Raw genomic sequence first — 14,976 nt, forward strand, 5'->3', positions numbered from 1 at the left:
TTTAAGAGTAACACTTGAAAAGGATGGAAGTCAATGTGAGGTGTTTACTGATATTTTTTGGACTGTCCACATTTAAGGGTTCGGAGTATTTTAGTTGTTTATTCGTATTAAGGTTGAATAATGGCATTAAAAACTTCTGGAACTTGATATAATGAATCTATAGGAATATTTTTCAAAACTGATGTTTTGATGGATATTTAATAGATGAATTAATTCATTCTGAATTTATTATGCTTTAACAGGATTGGGGAAGCCACCATGAAGAGAGGTTTAGTTATATGAAAAAGTTACTGCCTTTAGTTTCAAGGTTGTTTACTATGGCAATTATGGTTGCGTTTTTTTACTGTATGTTCATGTTCGCAGACCTGGAGAATGAAAAGAGAGACAGCGGGAGTCATAACGAGCGATCAGTTAATTTTGAAGAGATGAGCGATCAAGAAGAGAAGCCGGCAGGTTCTTTGGTGAACTATTGTAAAGATAGCGCGAATGAGAGTCTCTCCTCCAGTTGGTTTGGTATTGAAGAAAACGTTATGGAACCTAGCGAATACACGGTTGAATGCATCGAACACTTGGAATAGCAGCAGAGTTCCTATGAATCACCCGGAAAATTGAAGTTCAGGTTTCACAAAGATACATCCGGGAAGTAAGTGTTTATAAGGGCTTTGCTGAAATGATTGGTGAGAATCGGGTACACAGAGGGGGGCATATTTGTTGCATATAGAACGTTGACACTAGCCTGTTTGGATCTTAACCAAACAGGTTTTTAGTATGAAAGGAAATCCAAAGGAAAAAATGGAATAGAATATAATGAAGAACGAAAATTTTCCACCCCCATATCTTTTTCTCTTTCTGAAACGTTTATAGGATAGAGGGTGTTGAAGGAGTGAGAAAAATGATAAATAAGTTAAGGGAAGATATTTCTGAAGAAAAGGATAACGGTGCGATTTTGCGTGAAGTCTATCCTGAATTGCTTCGGTTTTGCCGATTCCTGACCCAAAATAATTGGGATGGGGATGATTTGGCACAGGAAACGATATTGAAGGCAATGCAGGGCTATGGGAAGAAAACGGAAATAACAACGGCTTTATTGAAGACGATAGCCCGACATTCCTGGATTGATACGATACGAAAAAGAAAAAATGAATCCTTAGACAATCTGTTGGATACCGAACAACAGGGATCAGTTGGGGAAAATGCCTTTGAAACGGTTGAATATATAATAAAGTCACTTACCCCGAAACAAGCTGTTGTGTTCCTATTAAAGGAAGGATTCCTCTATCGGTCAAAAGAAATCTCAGATTATTTGAACACCACGGAGACCGCAGTAAAGGCGATCCTGAATCGTGTGAAAAAGCGTTTTGACAATGACGTCGAAGAGCGTAAGTTGACTTGCGTGGAAGATTGGCAAGATGAGGAGGAACAGCGGCTCATGACCCTGATGACTCAAGCTTTAAAAGCCCAGAATCCTGATATCCTCATTAGAAGCATCCCATCTTTCAAATCCCTGAATAGTGAATCGATGATTCCTAAACTGATGAATCGTTCGATTCTTTCCAAATCAAGCTTCACTCCTTCAAACACACTCTCAATGGCCGCATAGCCAAATTATGTTAGGAGGAAGAAGAGATATGACAACAATTCCATATGTAATTGAGCAATCAGGCAAGGGTGAGCGCTCGTACGATATTTATTCCAGACTTCTAAAAGACCGTATCATCATGATTGGGGAAGAAATCACCGATCATTTAGCCAACAGTGTGGTTGCCCAATTGTTATTCTTGGCAGCAGATGCACCTGAGAAGGAAATTACCATCTTCATAAACAGTCCGGGGGGATCGACCAGTGCCGGTTTCGCCATTTATGATACGATGCAATATATTAAGCCTGATATCCGGACTGTATGTACGGGGATGGCTGCATCATTCGGTGCCATGCTTTTATTGGCGGGTACGAAAGGGAAACGGTGCGCTTTGCCAAATAGTGAAATCATGCTTCATCAACCGCTTGGTGGGGCGAGGGGGCAAGCCACGGAAATTGAAATTTCTGCCCGAAGGATTTTGAAACTAAAGGATCATATCAATCAAATCATCTCGGAAAGGACTGGGCAGCCTATCGAAAAGGTGGCGAAAGACACAGATCGTGATTACTTCCTAAGCGCAATTGAGGCGAAGGATTACGGTATAATCGATGAAATAATCGTTCAGGATAACTAATCCTGATAAAAAAGCCATCAGTAAGCTCAAAAATATGCTGGATGAAAACGAAAAGAAACTGTCGATATCTATATCGGCAGTTTCTTTTTTTACCTTTGACATTTACTGCAAAAAGGCCAGTTCCTCAGGAGGTTTGAGTGTTACCATTCAACAGTCATTTGCTTATGGGGCAGTCAAGTAATGGATTCTTACACTTGATGCATGAGTTTTATTTTTTTATGATTAGTCTGCTTGACTCGTTCTCGTTGTTTACCGGAACGTCTTTTCCTACTGTGACCCTGCGAACGACGCGGTGCTGGTCCCCGTAATCGGCAATAGCGTAATGCTGCGTGGCTAGGTTATCCCAAATGACCACGTCCCCTTCACTCCATTGCCAACGCACGGTATTTTCTAAGCGCGTGACGTATGAATCGAAGATACTTAATAATCTTTCAGATTCACTTGTTGTATATCCTTCCACTCTTCCAGCAAAACCACCTAATAACAAATGCCTTTTTCCGGTTTCTGCGTGCACGTGAACGACTGGGTGCCTTGTTTTATAAATGGTCGATTCGAATATATCACGATATTTCTTTTTAACCTCATCATCAATGTTTTCGGCTGGTTTGAATTGTGCATAATCATACTCATTTGTATGGATCGCCCATAGTCCATCCGCTAATTTCTTCAATCCATCCGGCAGGTCCTCATATGCTTTATTCGTATTTGCCCAGACTGTATCGCCGCCAACATCAGGGATGGTTACACCTCTTAAAACAGAGTATTTGGGAACTTCTGGAACAAAAGTGACATCAGTATGCCAATGGTTTGCTTTAGCACCCCGTTCGGAATCAAGTTCGAAAATATAGTTAGTATTGTCTTTGACCGGTACTGTAGGATGCGCATAAGGTTCACCCAATAGTTTGGCAAATGCCTCTTGGCTGGCATCGTCCAAATGGTTTTGACCTTTGAAGAATACGACTTTATGATCGTTTAACGCTTGTTTGATTTCACTGAAAATAGCTAAATCCAAGTCTCCGCTTAATTGGACCCCTTGAATTTCAGCTCCAATCCTTCCTGCTACGGGTACCACTTTTAATTGTTGTGTTTTAGTTTCCGTCATAATCAATCTCCTCCTGTAAGGTATGTTTTTTTATTTTTTAAAGGCTTCATCAATGTATTCATTGTGGATCTGGTTTTTAAAATTAAATGATTTCTTGATATAACCCACACCAGCTAATGTATCGATTGATTCTTGTTGTGCCTTGATGGCATCATCGGTAAAGTAGATATTTGGTTCTTCAGCCGTTATTATTTTCTTGACTGTGCTCACAGGCAATTTAGTTTCTTTAGAATAAATTTCAGAGGCTTCATCTGGATTTTCAATTTGCCAATCGGCAGCTTTTTTATAAACCTTTAAATAGGCCTCGACAATTTCAGGATGTGCTTTTGCAAATTCGTTACGTGCAATGATTGCACCAGGAGCTAATATTTTTTCCTTTACTTTAAGTGCGACTGCATTCCCTTTTTCAATATTATTAAGGTAATAAGGGTTCCATATCGCCCAGGCGTCCAATTGTTTGGTTTCAAAAGCGGATTGAGCATCATCCGGTTGTAAATTGATGAGTTTAATATCATCGATCGTTAAACCATGTGCTTTCAATGCTTTGATTAAATACACATGACCTGTTGTCCCGGAGGCAACACCGACCGTTTTTCCCTTTAAGTCTTCAATCTTCTTAATGTCTCCTTCTGGCTGAGCCAGGATCCGGACAGATGACTCACCTCGTCCCGTTTGTGCAATCACTTCAAATGGCAGATTCTTATCAATTCCGGCAATCAGTGCACCATCCCCTAAAAAAGATAGGTCAACCCGATTGGAAGCGAGGGATTCCAAAAGAGGGGGACCACTCGGGAATTCACTCCACTCGATTTGGGCATCCAGTTTAGAAAACTCTTCGTCGAACAATCCCTTTTCCTTTGCAATGACCAATGGCCCCATCTTACCATTTAAGGCAATATGAACTTTAAGTGGATCACTTTTCCCGGAAGCCTTGCCGGCATCGGAATTGCAACCTGCCAATACAGCAATGCTAAAGATGGCAAGCAATAATGCGGTTAACTTGTTACGGTATTCCTTCATGAATTCCCTCCTTTTTTTAATTACACTTACCACATCTGGATGGTCAGAATAATGACAAAAAGAGATTCAACGAAGAGTATGCAGGGGTTACTCTTCATTGAATCTCCGGTAGTCCAGTTGATTCACATGACCTTTATTTAATTGGTTTTTTGTGAAGCGGATTTGTGTATGAATGCATCTTAACAGGTGTTAGAATAATCTGTCAATTTCTTTTTTTTGATTAATCCGATAAAATAAATTGGTATTGAGTGTTGATTATAAATAATCGATAAGTTAATATAAAATGAAATATTGAATCGACTAGTTAACTAGAGATTCAGCAAAGGGACAATATGTGCCTTATTGCTGAATCTCTAGTTTTTTATTTGAGAAAGGGTGAGGTTATTGGTAGCGACGTTAGAAATTAATCATGTAAGCAAAACATTTAAGAATGATAATGAAAGTGTCCATGTTTTGGATAATTTAAATCTGCACGTCAAAAATGGTGAGTTCGTCACCATCATTGGTCCGAGCGGCTGCGGGAAAAGCACATTATTAAAGCTGATCGCAGGACTTGATTCAGACTTTGACGGTACGATCATAGCAGGGGATCATCCGGTTAGCGCCCCTTCTAAAGACCGTGGTTTCATTTTTCAGGAGCACCGCTTATTTCCATGGCTGAATGTGGAGAAAAATATTGCAGGTAACCTTCCATTAAAAAAAACGGACATTAGAAAAAGGGTGGATGATTTAATTTCACTTGTTAAGCTAAAGGGATTTGAAAAGGCGTATCCACGCCAATTATCCGGTGGAATGTCGCAGCGTGTTGCCATTGCCAGGGCCTTATTACGTAATCCTGAAGTTTTATTGCTGGATGAGCCATTCGGTGCATTGGATGCTTTCACGCGAACGCATCTTCAAGAGGCTTTACTAGAAATATGGGAGAGGAATATGACAACGATGGTGCTTGTCACCCATGATATTGATGAATCCATCTTTTTATCGAGCAAAGTGGTAGTCATGGAGGCAAAGCCTGGTCGGATTAAAGCTATCGTTCCAATTGATTTACCATATCCAAGAACTCGAACAAGCAAAGCGTTTCAGGAATTCAGGACCGTCATTTTAACCCAACTTGATCATCATCCGGAAGAAAGGGAAGATTGGAGCATTTAATTAATTTTTGAAAAAAGGAAGGATGAAAAATATGTCTACACAGACCGTTGCTCAAAACAAGTCGCTTGTCATAAGGAAAACGAAAAAACAATCCAAACTTGCCAAATCAGCATTGCGGGGTTCATTCCTTCCCGTTGTCGTGTTGATTGCATGGCAATCATTAGGTTCGGCTGGTATCCTGCCTGCCCAATTATTCTCATCTCCTTTATTGATCGTCACGACTTTCATTGATCTCGTTCGGTCAGGGGAAATGGGCATGCATTTACAAATCAGTTTAACGCGGGCTCTTCTTGGCTTTGCATTAGGTGGTTTTTTAGGCTTATTGCTAGGAATCATCGTTGGCATGCAAAAAAAATCCGAAGAATATCTTAATCCGAGCATTCAAATGTTACGGACAGTTCCTTTACTTGCGATTACCCCTTTATTCATTATGTGGTTCGGGTTTGGTGAACTATCCAAAGTGCTGCTTATTGCTTTAGGCGCTTTCTTTCCTCTATATTTACAAACTTTTTTGGGCCTTCGGAATGTGGATAAAAAACTATACGATGTTGCCCGAATCTTGGAGTTTAGCCGTCTGGAACAAATAACGAAGCTCATGATTCCGGCAGCTTTGCCAAACATATTGCTTGGTATCCGTTTAGCCTTAAGTGCGGCTTGGATGTGCCTGGTCGTAGCCGAATTGTTGGGTGCGGATAGAGGGGTGGGATTCATGATCCAGGATGCCCGTTCATTCATGCAAACGGACGTCGTATTCGTAGGCATCATCATTTTTGCCCTCGCTGGCAAAATCTCCGATTCGTTTGTCCGCTTTTTAGAAAATCATTTTCTGAAATGGCAAGATAGTTTTAAAGCTTAATTGAAAAGGATGACCTTCCAAAACTGGGCGGTCATCCTTTTTCTTGTTTGGTAATGTATGTTTAATCTATTTCTCTATGTAAGGGCAAATAAATGGTGAAGGATGTTCCTTTGTTCAATTCGCTCTGGACCACGATTTTACCTTTGTATTTTTGAACGATGGAATAACAAACGGTCAGGCCGATACCTGTTCCCCTGTCTTTAAGCGAATAAAATGGGGTGCCGAGTATTTCAAGCTGTTTTTTGGAGAGGCCTATTCCTGTATCTGTTATTCTTATTTTTGCCATGGTGCGTTCCTGCTCTGTTTCCACTTTGATGAATCCGGGATTGTTCATAGACTCAATTCCATTTTTCATGATATTGACCAGTATCTGTTTAAGTTCGATGGGATTCATGTTAATGTGCAGGTCGTCACGGAAATCCAAGAGAAAGCCTATGTTGCGATTATTGGCGAAACTCGTTAATAGATCGGAAATCTTTTGGATTTCGAAATTTAAAGGAATGACCTGTGCATTATCCGTTTGCGGCTTTGCCAAAGACAAATAATCATTGATTATCACTTGTGTATATTCAAGTTCTGTGAGCATCGTCTGTACATAAAATTTTTCCGTTTCATTCAGTTCCTTCTCTTGATCTAATAACTGGGCAAACCCTTTCACGACTGTAATCGGATTACGTATCTCATGTGCAATGGTGGCAGCGAGCTGTCCGACTGAGTTCAGTTGCTTGGCCTGCTGTATTTCCTTATGAAATGCATTCGTGGATTCTACCCTATTATTGGTTCCTATGAATACGAATACCAATATGATTTGTATAGCGATGAAGTTAAGCGTGTTGCCGAAACTATCCAAAGCGACATATTCATAAGTGTATTGAAGATCCGTTTTTGAAATGATCAAGATGGAAGCCGGACCTAATATGATATTTAAAGTGGCGACAATATAGAATCCGATTTTATCAAAGAGAAAAATGGGAATCAATGGTGCTATAGCAAATAATGACAGCATGATTGCAGTATCCGGGAATATCCAGAATTTGCTATATAAATAAACAGTAATTAAGAAAATGAATAGGGTTTTATAGAAATTGACTTCTGTTTTTAAGAAAAATAACAGAGAAATTATCATCCCCGATATTAAAATGACCTGTAATGTCATCTCGTAGGGATTATCTTTCCAACTTATAGGTGATACAGAAATCCCAACTAGCAGTAAAAAGGATATCATTGCCATGAATGCCTTCAGTATAAATCGGTGTTTGTTTTGATAATATTGATAATTTTTTAACATAATTCCCCTTAATATTAATATTCTGTTTGTTTGTTTAATAGTAATATGATACTAGTTTTTTGTAAATCGGAAAAAGATAGATTTTGCCATCGATAGTCTCTCTATATAGTACCGGAATGGGAGATCAAGGAGTTAAGTAATGAGGGGAATTTTGAAATATTTAGTTGTTGTTATTTGGGGTGACTGTTTTTTTCTACTATTTCAATATGTGCATGCCAAGAAACTTTTTATATTTTCTTATTGGCTTACCAGTATCCATGTTTAGCACATTTTTCATGTATGATTTTTTTAGAAAAAGAGGTTTTTAGTGGGTTTATGAATGCACTGTGGGTAATTGTTTGATAGGTTATTTTACTCATTTTTACTAATATATTATTTCTTTACATTATATTAGCTGTAGATTCACATTCCCCTTTTAAAATGATGGTAATAATAGGAGGGGGAGAGGGAAAGTGAAAACGAATATAAAGAAATTCGGTTTTTGTATGATGAGTGCGGCCTTTATATTGCAAGCTACTTCCATGGGGGCCTCAGCTGCAAATGGAAATCATTCCAATTCATCTATTTATGAGAAGAAAATCGTGAATATTGCACATCGGGGAGCTTCTGGACATGCACCTGAACATACCATTCCCGCTTATCAATTGGGAGAACAAATGAAAGGTGACTACATAGAAATCGATCTTCAGATGACCAAGGATGGAAGATTGATAGCAATGCATGATGAAAAGGTGGATCGTACAACGAATGGTACAGGTCTGGTGAAGGATTTAACGTTGGCAGAGATCAAGAAACTGGATGCCGGTTCATGGTTCAATGAACAATATCCGCAATTGGCAAAAGAGGTATATGAAGGGTTGAAGGTTCCCACTCTTGAAGAAGTCTTTAAGAAGTTCGGAAAGCAGGCCAATTACTATATCGAAACAAAGTCCCCTGAAGTATATCCAGGAATGGAGGAAGAACTTCTACAGGTTCTGGAAGAATATAAAATGATGGATTCAAAAGGCCGTACCAAGAATGTATTAATACAATCGTTCAGTAAAGAAAGCCTTATGAAGGTTCATGACATGAATCCAAAGTTACCGCTTGTGCAGCTTTTTTCTTATAAGAACCCAGCAACCATTTCCGATGAAGAATTGGAATCCATTAAGGAATATGCAATTGGCGTTGGCCCGAACTTCAATAGGGTTGACGGACAATATGTGAAGATGGTCCGCAGCCATGACCTTCAATTCCATCCATATACAGTAAATGATAGAGCGGATATGAAAAAGGCTCTTGAATGGGGTGCAACGGGGCTGTTCACTAATTATCCTGATGTATTCAGCGAGGTGTTAAGAGAGTACAAGCATGATAATCACAATGAAAATGGGAATTTATAAGGTTACTAAATTATGTGAGTCCCGGTTTTCCGGGGCTTTTTTTGTTATGAAGGGCATTTAATTATTGGGGAAATTAGGTGGCCTTAGGCTTAGCAGGCTTTTTTGACGGGTATATCAAATGTATTAAAAATATTTTAGGAGGTTGATTATGAAGGCTGTCACTTTTCAAGGAGCAAAAGAGATACAGGTAAAACAAGTTGAAGATCCAAAACTTCAGCAAAAGGATGATATCATCGTCAGAGTGACTTCAACGGCCATTTGCGGGTCCGATCTCCATATATATCAGGGTGCTTTGCCCACGCATAAGGATTATGTCATTGGCCATGAACCGATGGGCATCGTTGAAGAAGTGGGCCCGGAAGTTACGAAGGTGAAAAAAGGGGACAGGGTTGTCCTGCCTTTCAACATTTCTTGTGGGCACTGTTATTATTGTGAACATGATATGGAGAGTCAATGTGATAATTCCAACCCAAATGAAGCGGTGGATACAGGCGGATACTTTGGTTTTACGGAACGATATGGGAACTATCCAGGCGGGCAGGCAGAATATTTAAGGGTCCCATATGGAAACTTCATGCCGTTTGTCATTCCAGAGTCCTGTGAACTTGAAGATGAGGCACTATTGTTCATGTCCGATGTGCTGCCAACCGCGTATTGGAGTGTAGAGAACGCTGGCGTCAAAAAAGGTGATACGGTAGCGGTACTTGGTTGTGGGCCGATTGGCTTGATGGCTCAGAAGTTCGCTTGGATGAAAGGCGCAAAAAGGGTCATTGCAATAGACAATCTTCCTTATAGGCTCAATAGGGCAAAACAGATGAATAAGGTTGAGGCGTATAACTTCGATGAGTATAACGATATGGGCAGCTACATTAAGGAAATCACTTCAGGCGGGGCTGATGTGGTCATAGATTGTGTGGGGATGGACGGCAAGAAATCAACGATCGAGGCGATTGAGCAAAAGCTGAAACTCCAGGGCGGAACGTTAAGTGCGATCGAGATTGCACTTAAAGCCGTACGTAAATTCGGTACGATCCAACTGACTGGCGTATATGGATCCAAATATAATATGTTCCCATTAGGCAATTTATTTGAAAGGAACATTAACCTGAAAATGGGGCAAGCACCAGTCATTCACTACATGCCAAAGCTTTTTGATGAAATCATGGCCGGAGAGTTCGACCCCACGGAAATCATATCCCATAAAGTCCCTCTCGAAAAAGCGAGTGAAGCTTATCAAATCTTTAACGATCATGAGGATGAATGCATTAAAGTGGTGTTAAAGCCATAATCTGAAGCTTATAAAAAGTCCAATGCATGGAGCTGCATTGGACTTTTTGGTTAGGTTCACAAATAGTTAAGGGTGTATTATGGATAAACGTATAAAAGAGGTGTGAAATATGAATGATAATTATGCCTTTGAGCTGAAGAAATCAGGATTACATTGATTTTTTTCTATAATGGGTGGCTTTCGTTTCAGGGGAATCCGGAAATGAGGCGACTGACCCTTCAGATATGAATGAGCATATGATTTAAAAAGAAGAGGCAGTGCAAAGTGAACCTGAATAAGGTTTTTGGTAATGAAAACGAGTATTTATATTATATAATGATAGTGTCAAAAGGAGGATGCATAGATGGTATATAATTCGGCAGCAGAACTTTGCGAAGGGTTTGGGTATCCGCCCGTTCACGTTAAATTGACGATAGAGATCGTCGATAAGAGATTGGGACCTGTAACGGCGGAAGCGGAGATTGCCGTAAAGCCTGTAAAGTCAAAGGAATATCTAGAAGTATTGGTGGAAGAATTGGAATCGGAGCATATTTTTGCTGATGAAAATGGCAGTATCTATGGCAGTTTCGGTATCGATCAAAGCATCCAGATATATGATGAAGTCCTGACTACAATTCCGTTCGAAGAGTTAATAGGAAAGGAAAATTGGATAGAGACAATTGAGGAATCAGTCACTATGGATAAGCTAAAGGAACAACTGGAGAAATCCCTCAATGATTATCAATTCAGTGATTTGAGCGGAAAATATAAATTCAGGAAAAGATGTACGATAACGGAACTTCAATTCATAGAATAAACCAAAACTGGAGAAGGCGAAATGCTTTCTCTTTTTTCGATGCCATCATAATTAAATGCTTATAGTGACACAATCCATAAGGTTTTTTTAAAAACATACATCAAGGAGGAATCAGTAAGGTTTTTTATGGTTTCAACATACATTTTTTTATGGTTTTACATAGGGTAATATATTGATAAGGGCTTTTACAAGAAAACGAAATGTATCTTTTAAAAGATAAAAAGGAGAATATATGAAAATTGGTTTGGTACGGCATTTTAAGGTGGCACATGAATTTCCCACTGGGAGACCTGTGACGGCGGATGATATGAAGCAATGGTTCGAGGACTATGATGCCGCGGATATCATTTATGGAACGACTTTATTTGGTGTGGAGGAATGGAAGGAATGTTATTGCAGTGATATGTCGAGAGCTGTCAAGACAGCGGAACATATCTATCCAGGTACGGTTCATCGGATGGAGGAGCTGCGGGAAATACCTTCCCCCCCACTTAAAGGAAAAGTTAAGCTGCCGTTCATCCTTTGGGCCATCTGGATTCGCTGTTGCTCGGTAATCAACAAGCAGACAAGGGCGGAGATTAAGATCGCAGAGCGAAGGATCAATAAAGTATTGGATGAAGTCTTGGCAAAGGGGGAAAGGGATGTTCTGATCGTGAGTCATGCCGCCCTCATGGTATATATGAGGAAAGAGCTGATACGACGGGGTTTCACCGGTCCAAAATTCAAGATTGCCAGTAATGGAAAGCTTTATGTATTTGAAAGATGATAATGGGAAAATATTGGGTTTACCACCAGGAAGGGTAAGTCATTTTTGCTGATTTTAAGAAAGAGGAAGGCATTTTCCGAATAGTTATTCTTTTTTTATTGGTTGTGGTTTATTATTGTAATAGTGTAATTTTTACGAATTCAATAATAGGGAAAGAGGGGTGGACATTTTGCTGAAGGCAGTTTTTTTTGATTTAGATGATACATTACTTTGGGATCAGAAAAGTGTAAAAGAGGCTTTTGTGGCCACATGCGAAGTGGCTAAGGAGAAATATGACCTGAATGTCGACGAGTTTGAAGAAGCGGTGCGAAAGGAAGCACGTGAGCTTTATTCTTCTTACGATACATACGCATTCACTCAAATGATCGGAATCAACCCATTTGAGGGATTATGGGGGAATTTTCAGGATGATCATGATGAATTCCGGAAGATGGCCGGGATTGCACCGGCTTATCGGAAAGAAGCATGGACGAGAGGTTTGAAGGCATTAGGGATCGATGATCCGGAATTTGGGCTTGAACTGGCAGAACGTTTCCCGGCCGAGAGACGCAAGAAGCCATTTATCTATGAAGAATCATTCCGTGTATTGGATGAATTAAAAGGGAAGTACAAATTGCTATTGCTTACGAATGGATCTCCTGAACTGCAAAATACCAAACTTGAAATTACGCCTGAACTGGTTCCTTATTTCGACCAAATCGTGATTTCTGGCGCATTTGGACGAGGTAAACCGGATGTCTCCATATTTGAGCATGCTTTGGAACTCATGGAGCTTGATAAGGATGAAGTGTTGATGGTCGGCGATAATTTAATGACCGATATCCTTGGAGCATCACGGGTAGGTATAAAGTCGGTCTGGATAAATCGCCATGATAAGGAACGGAATGAAGTGATTCCGACCTATGAAATCAAGCATTTAGAGGAGCTTTACCCAATCCTTGAGAGTCTGGGGAATTAATTAACGGTCCTCTCCAAATGACAAATTTTGGAGGGGTGCAATGACAATATTAGGTCTTTCAAATTATTTACAGAATGAAAAGGGTGATATATAGTTACCCTGTAATCAATTATATTATTTAGACTAGGGGTGTCCAATAAAAGTTGGGCTGAGAGAGAAGCGCTTAAGCTTCTTAACCCTCAGGACCTGATCTGGTTCATACCAGCGTGGGGAAGTTAGAATCTACTGAACAATGACTTTTCAATTGGTCATTCTGTAGTCATACTAACGTTAGCCAGGTCTTAAATATGAGATCTGGCTTTTTCGTGCGAAATGAATTGGATTTTGTCCTTTTTAAATGAACTTAAAAAGGAGAAATGAAATCATGATGAGTAATTCTGTAAATGACATGAACGTTTCAATTATGTCCAGTTTTGCCGGGAGTAAAAAAGTGTATGTTGAGGGATCTAGACCTGATATTAAAGTACCTATGCGTGAAATTAAGCTAAGTCCGACTACAGGGACATTCGGCGAAGAAGAGAATCCGCCTTTACGAGTTTATGACACAAGCGGTTTTTATACGGATTCAGATTATCCCATTGATATTCGTAAAGGTCTTGCCCCGATTAGACGAAGCTGGGTTCTGGAACGGGAAGATGTTGAAGAGTATGATGGCCGTGAAATAAAGCCCGAAGATAACGGGTATAAAAAAGTTGAGTCACAATCCAACGCCGAAGTTTTTCCGGGATTGAAAAGAAAACCATTGCGTGCAGTGAAAGGGCAAAACGTAACCCAGCTCCATTATGCCCGTAAAGGTATCATTACTCCAGAAATGGAGTTCATTTCGATCAGGGAAAATGTAGCCCCTGAGTTTGTAAGGGAAGAGGTAGCTAGCGGGCGGGCTATCATTCCGGCAAATATTAACCATCCTGAAAGTGAGCCAATGATCATCGGACGTAATTTTCATGTGAAAATAAATGCGAATATTGGAAATTCCGCTGTTAGCTCATCGATCGAAGCTGAAGTGGAGAAGATGACTTGGGCTACACGATGGGGTGCAGACAATATAATGGATCTTTCCACCGGAAAGAATATTCACACGACCCGGGAATGGATTATCAGAAATTCACCTGTGCCAGTTGGGACGGTTCCGATATATCAAGCATTGGAAAAAGTGAATGGAGTAGCGGAGGATTTAAATTGGGAAGTTTTCCGGGATACATTAATCGAGCAGGCTGAACAAGGTGTCGATTACTTCACCATTCACGCTGGTGTGCTTTTGCGATACATCCCCATGACAGCAAAGCGAGTTACGGGAATCGTTTCCCGAGGAGGCTCCATCATGGCGCAATGGTGCTTGGCCCACCACCAAGAAAGTTTTCTCTATACTCACTTTGAAGAGATTTGTGAAATCATGAAGGCGTATGATGTCTCTTTCTCATTAGGTGACGGCCTCCGTCCGGGATCCATTGCAGATGCAAACGATGAGGCACAATTTGCTGAATTGGAAACACTTGGGGAACTGACGAAGATTGCTTGGAAGCACGATGTTCAAGTCATGGTGGAGGGACCCGGTCACGTACCGATGCATTTGATTAAAGAAAATATGGATAAGCAGCTGGAAGTCTGTCAAGAAGCACCATTCTATACCCTGGGACCATTGACAACGGATATAGCTCCTGGATACGACCATATCACTTCTGCCATTGGTGCTGCCATGATTGGATGGTTTGGCACTGCCATGCTTTGTTATGTAACACCGAAAGAGCATTTGGGACTTCCGAATAAAGAGGATGTTCGGGTAGGGGTCATAACCTATAAAATTGCTGCCCACGCAGCTGACCTAGCTAAAGGTCATCCGCATGCAAGAAAACGGGATGATGCCCTCTCGAAGGCCAGATTCGAATTTCGTTGGAGAGATCAATTCAATCTTTCCCTGGATCCTGAAAGGGCGGTCGAATATCACGATGAGACTCTTCCGGCTGAAGGTGCCAAAACAGCTCATTTCTGTTCAATGTGCGGACCAAAATTCTGCAGTATGAGAATCTCTCAGGACATTCGTGATTTGGCTAAGGAAAAGGGTCTGGGTTTTGAATCGGTAATCGATGAAGGGCTTAAAGAAAAAGCGAATGAATTTAGGAAAACGGACGGGGAAATCTATCAATGATTCCGACGA

General features: G+C 40.4%; 14 protein-coding genes and 1 riboswitch. Of the genes, 11 read left to right on the top strand and 3 right to left on the bottom strand.

The window, feature by feature from the left end; translation table 11 throughout:
• The first annotated feature begins 278 nt into the window (after window positions 1-278).
• The 3 genes from QNH43_RS03925 to clpP all read left to right on the top strand — a co-directional run bounded on the left by QNH43_RS03925 (window position 279) and on the right by clpP (window position 2,213).
• The gene (locus tag QNH43_RS03925; protein ID WP_283916865.1) at window positions 279-578 is read left to right on the top strand and encodes a hypothetical protein; all 300 of its coding nucleotides are present in this window, start codon (window positions 279-281) and stop codon (window positions 576-578) included.
• Between the two features lie 314 nt (window positions 579-892).
• Complete coding sequence (locus QNH43_RS03930) at window positions 893-1,600, top strand: sigma-70 family RNA polymerase sigma factor (protein ID WP_283916866.1); 708 nt, start codon at window positions 893-895, stop codon at window positions 1,598-1,600.
• Window positions 1,601-1,628: 28 nt separating this feature from the next.
• Window positions 1,629-2,213 carry an ATP-dependent Clp endopeptidase proteolytic subunit ClpP gene (clpP, locus tag QNH43_RS03935; RefSeq protein ID WP_098370859.1) on the top strand — a complete coding sequence of 195 codons (585 nt, stop codon included), beginning with the start codon at window positions 1,629-1,631 and terminating at the stop codon, window positions 2,211-2,213.
• Between the two features lie 208 nt (window positions 2,214-2,421).
• On the opposite strand, the gene QNH43_RS03940 is transcribed toward clpP, so the two are convergent.
• Entirely contained in the window at window positions 2,422-3,315 is an 894-nt protein-coding gene (locus tag QNH43_RS03940; RefSeq protein WP_283916867.1) for a TauD/TfdA dioxygenase family protein, read from the bottom strand.
• Between the two features lie 30 nt (window positions 3,316-3,345).
• A complete protein-coding gene (locus tag QNH43_RS03945; protein ID WP_283916868.1) occupies window positions 3,346-4,335 on the bottom strand; it encodes an aliphatic sulfonate ABC transporter substrate-binding protein in 990 nt (329 codons plus the stop codon).
• A 384-nt stretch (window positions 4,336-4,719) separates the two neighbouring features.
• On the opposite strand from QNH43_RS03945, the gene QNH43_RS03950 reads away from it, so the two are divergent.
• Window positions 4,720-5,487: an ABC transporter ATP-binding protein gene (locus QNH43_RS03950; protein ID WP_081395575.1), complete on the top strand. Its 768-nt coding sequence runs from the start codon at window positions 4,720-4,722 to the stop codon at window positions 5,485-5,487.
• A gap of 31 nt (window positions 5,488-5,518) precedes the next feature.
• Entirely contained in the window at window positions 5,519-6,343 is an 825-nt protein-coding gene (locus QNH43_RS03955; protein WP_076367859.1) for an ABC transporter permease, read from the top strand.
• Between the two features lie 61 nt (window positions 6,344-6,404).
• Here the strand turns inward: QNH43_RS03955 and QNH43_RS03960 are convergent, their stop codons facing one another.
• Window positions 6,405-7,631, bottom strand: a complete 1,227-nt coding sequence (locus QNH43_RS03960) for an MFS domain-containing histidine kinase (RefSeq protein WP_076367857.1) — start codon at window positions 7,629-7,631, stop codon at window positions 6,405-6,407.
• Window positions 7,632-8,152: 521 nt separating this feature from the next.
• On the opposite strand from QNH43_RS03960, the gene QNH43_RS03965 reads away from it, so the two are divergent.
• The 6 genes from QNH43_RS03965 to thiC all read left to right on the top strand — a co-directional run bounded on the left by QNH43_RS03965 (window position 8,153) and on the right by thiC (window position 14,967).
• Complete coding sequence (locus QNH43_RS03965) at window positions 8,153-9,013, top strand: glycerophosphodiester phosphodiesterase (protein WP_283918277.1); 861 nt, start codon at window positions 8,153-8,155, stop codon at window positions 9,011-9,013.
• 148 nt (window positions 9,014-9,161) lie between these two features.
• Window positions 9,162-10,301, top strand: coding sequence for a zinc-dependent alcohol dehydrogenase (locus tag QNH43_RS03970; RefSeq protein WP_283916869.1), 1,140 nt, complete (start codon window positions 9,162-9,164; stop codon window positions 10,299-10,301).
• Window positions 10,302-10,644: 343 nt separating this feature from the next.
• On the top strand, window positions 10,645-11,097 hold the full coding sequence (locus QNH43_RS03975) for a hypothetical protein (RefSeq protein ID WP_076367851.1): 453 nt from the start codon (window positions 10,645-10,647) through the stop codon (window positions 11,095-11,097).
• A gap of 232 nt (window positions 11,098-11,329) precedes the next feature.
• The gene (locus tag QNH43_RS03980; protein ID WP_283916870.1) at window positions 11,330-11,863 is read left to right on the top strand and encodes a histidine phosphatase family protein; all 534 of its coding nucleotides are present in this window, start codon (window positions 11,330-11,332) and stop codon (window positions 11,861-11,863) included.
• Between the two features lie 169 nt (window positions 11,864-12,032).
• Window positions 12,033-12,821, top strand: coding sequence for an HAD family hydrolase (locus QNH43_RS03985; protein ID WP_283916871.1), 789 nt, complete (start codon window positions 12,033-12,035; stop codon window positions 12,819-12,821).
• Window positions 12,822-12,936: 115 nt separating this feature from the next.
• Window positions 12,937-13,051, top strand: a riboswitch (TPP riboswitch).
• Window positions 13,052-13,185: 134 nt separating this feature from the next.
• A complete protein-coding gene (thiC, locus tag QNH43_RS03990; RefSeq protein WP_076367845.1) occupies window positions 13,186-14,967 on the top strand; it encodes a phosphomethylpyrimidine synthase ThiC in 1,782 nt (593 codons plus the stop codon).
• Window positions 14,968-14,976 lie beyond the last annotated feature (9 nt).

Source organism: Peribacillus simplex, from assembly GCF_030123325.1.
Lineage (GTDB): Bacteria > Bacillota > Bacilli > Bacillales > DSM-1321 > Peribacillus > Peribacillus simplex_D.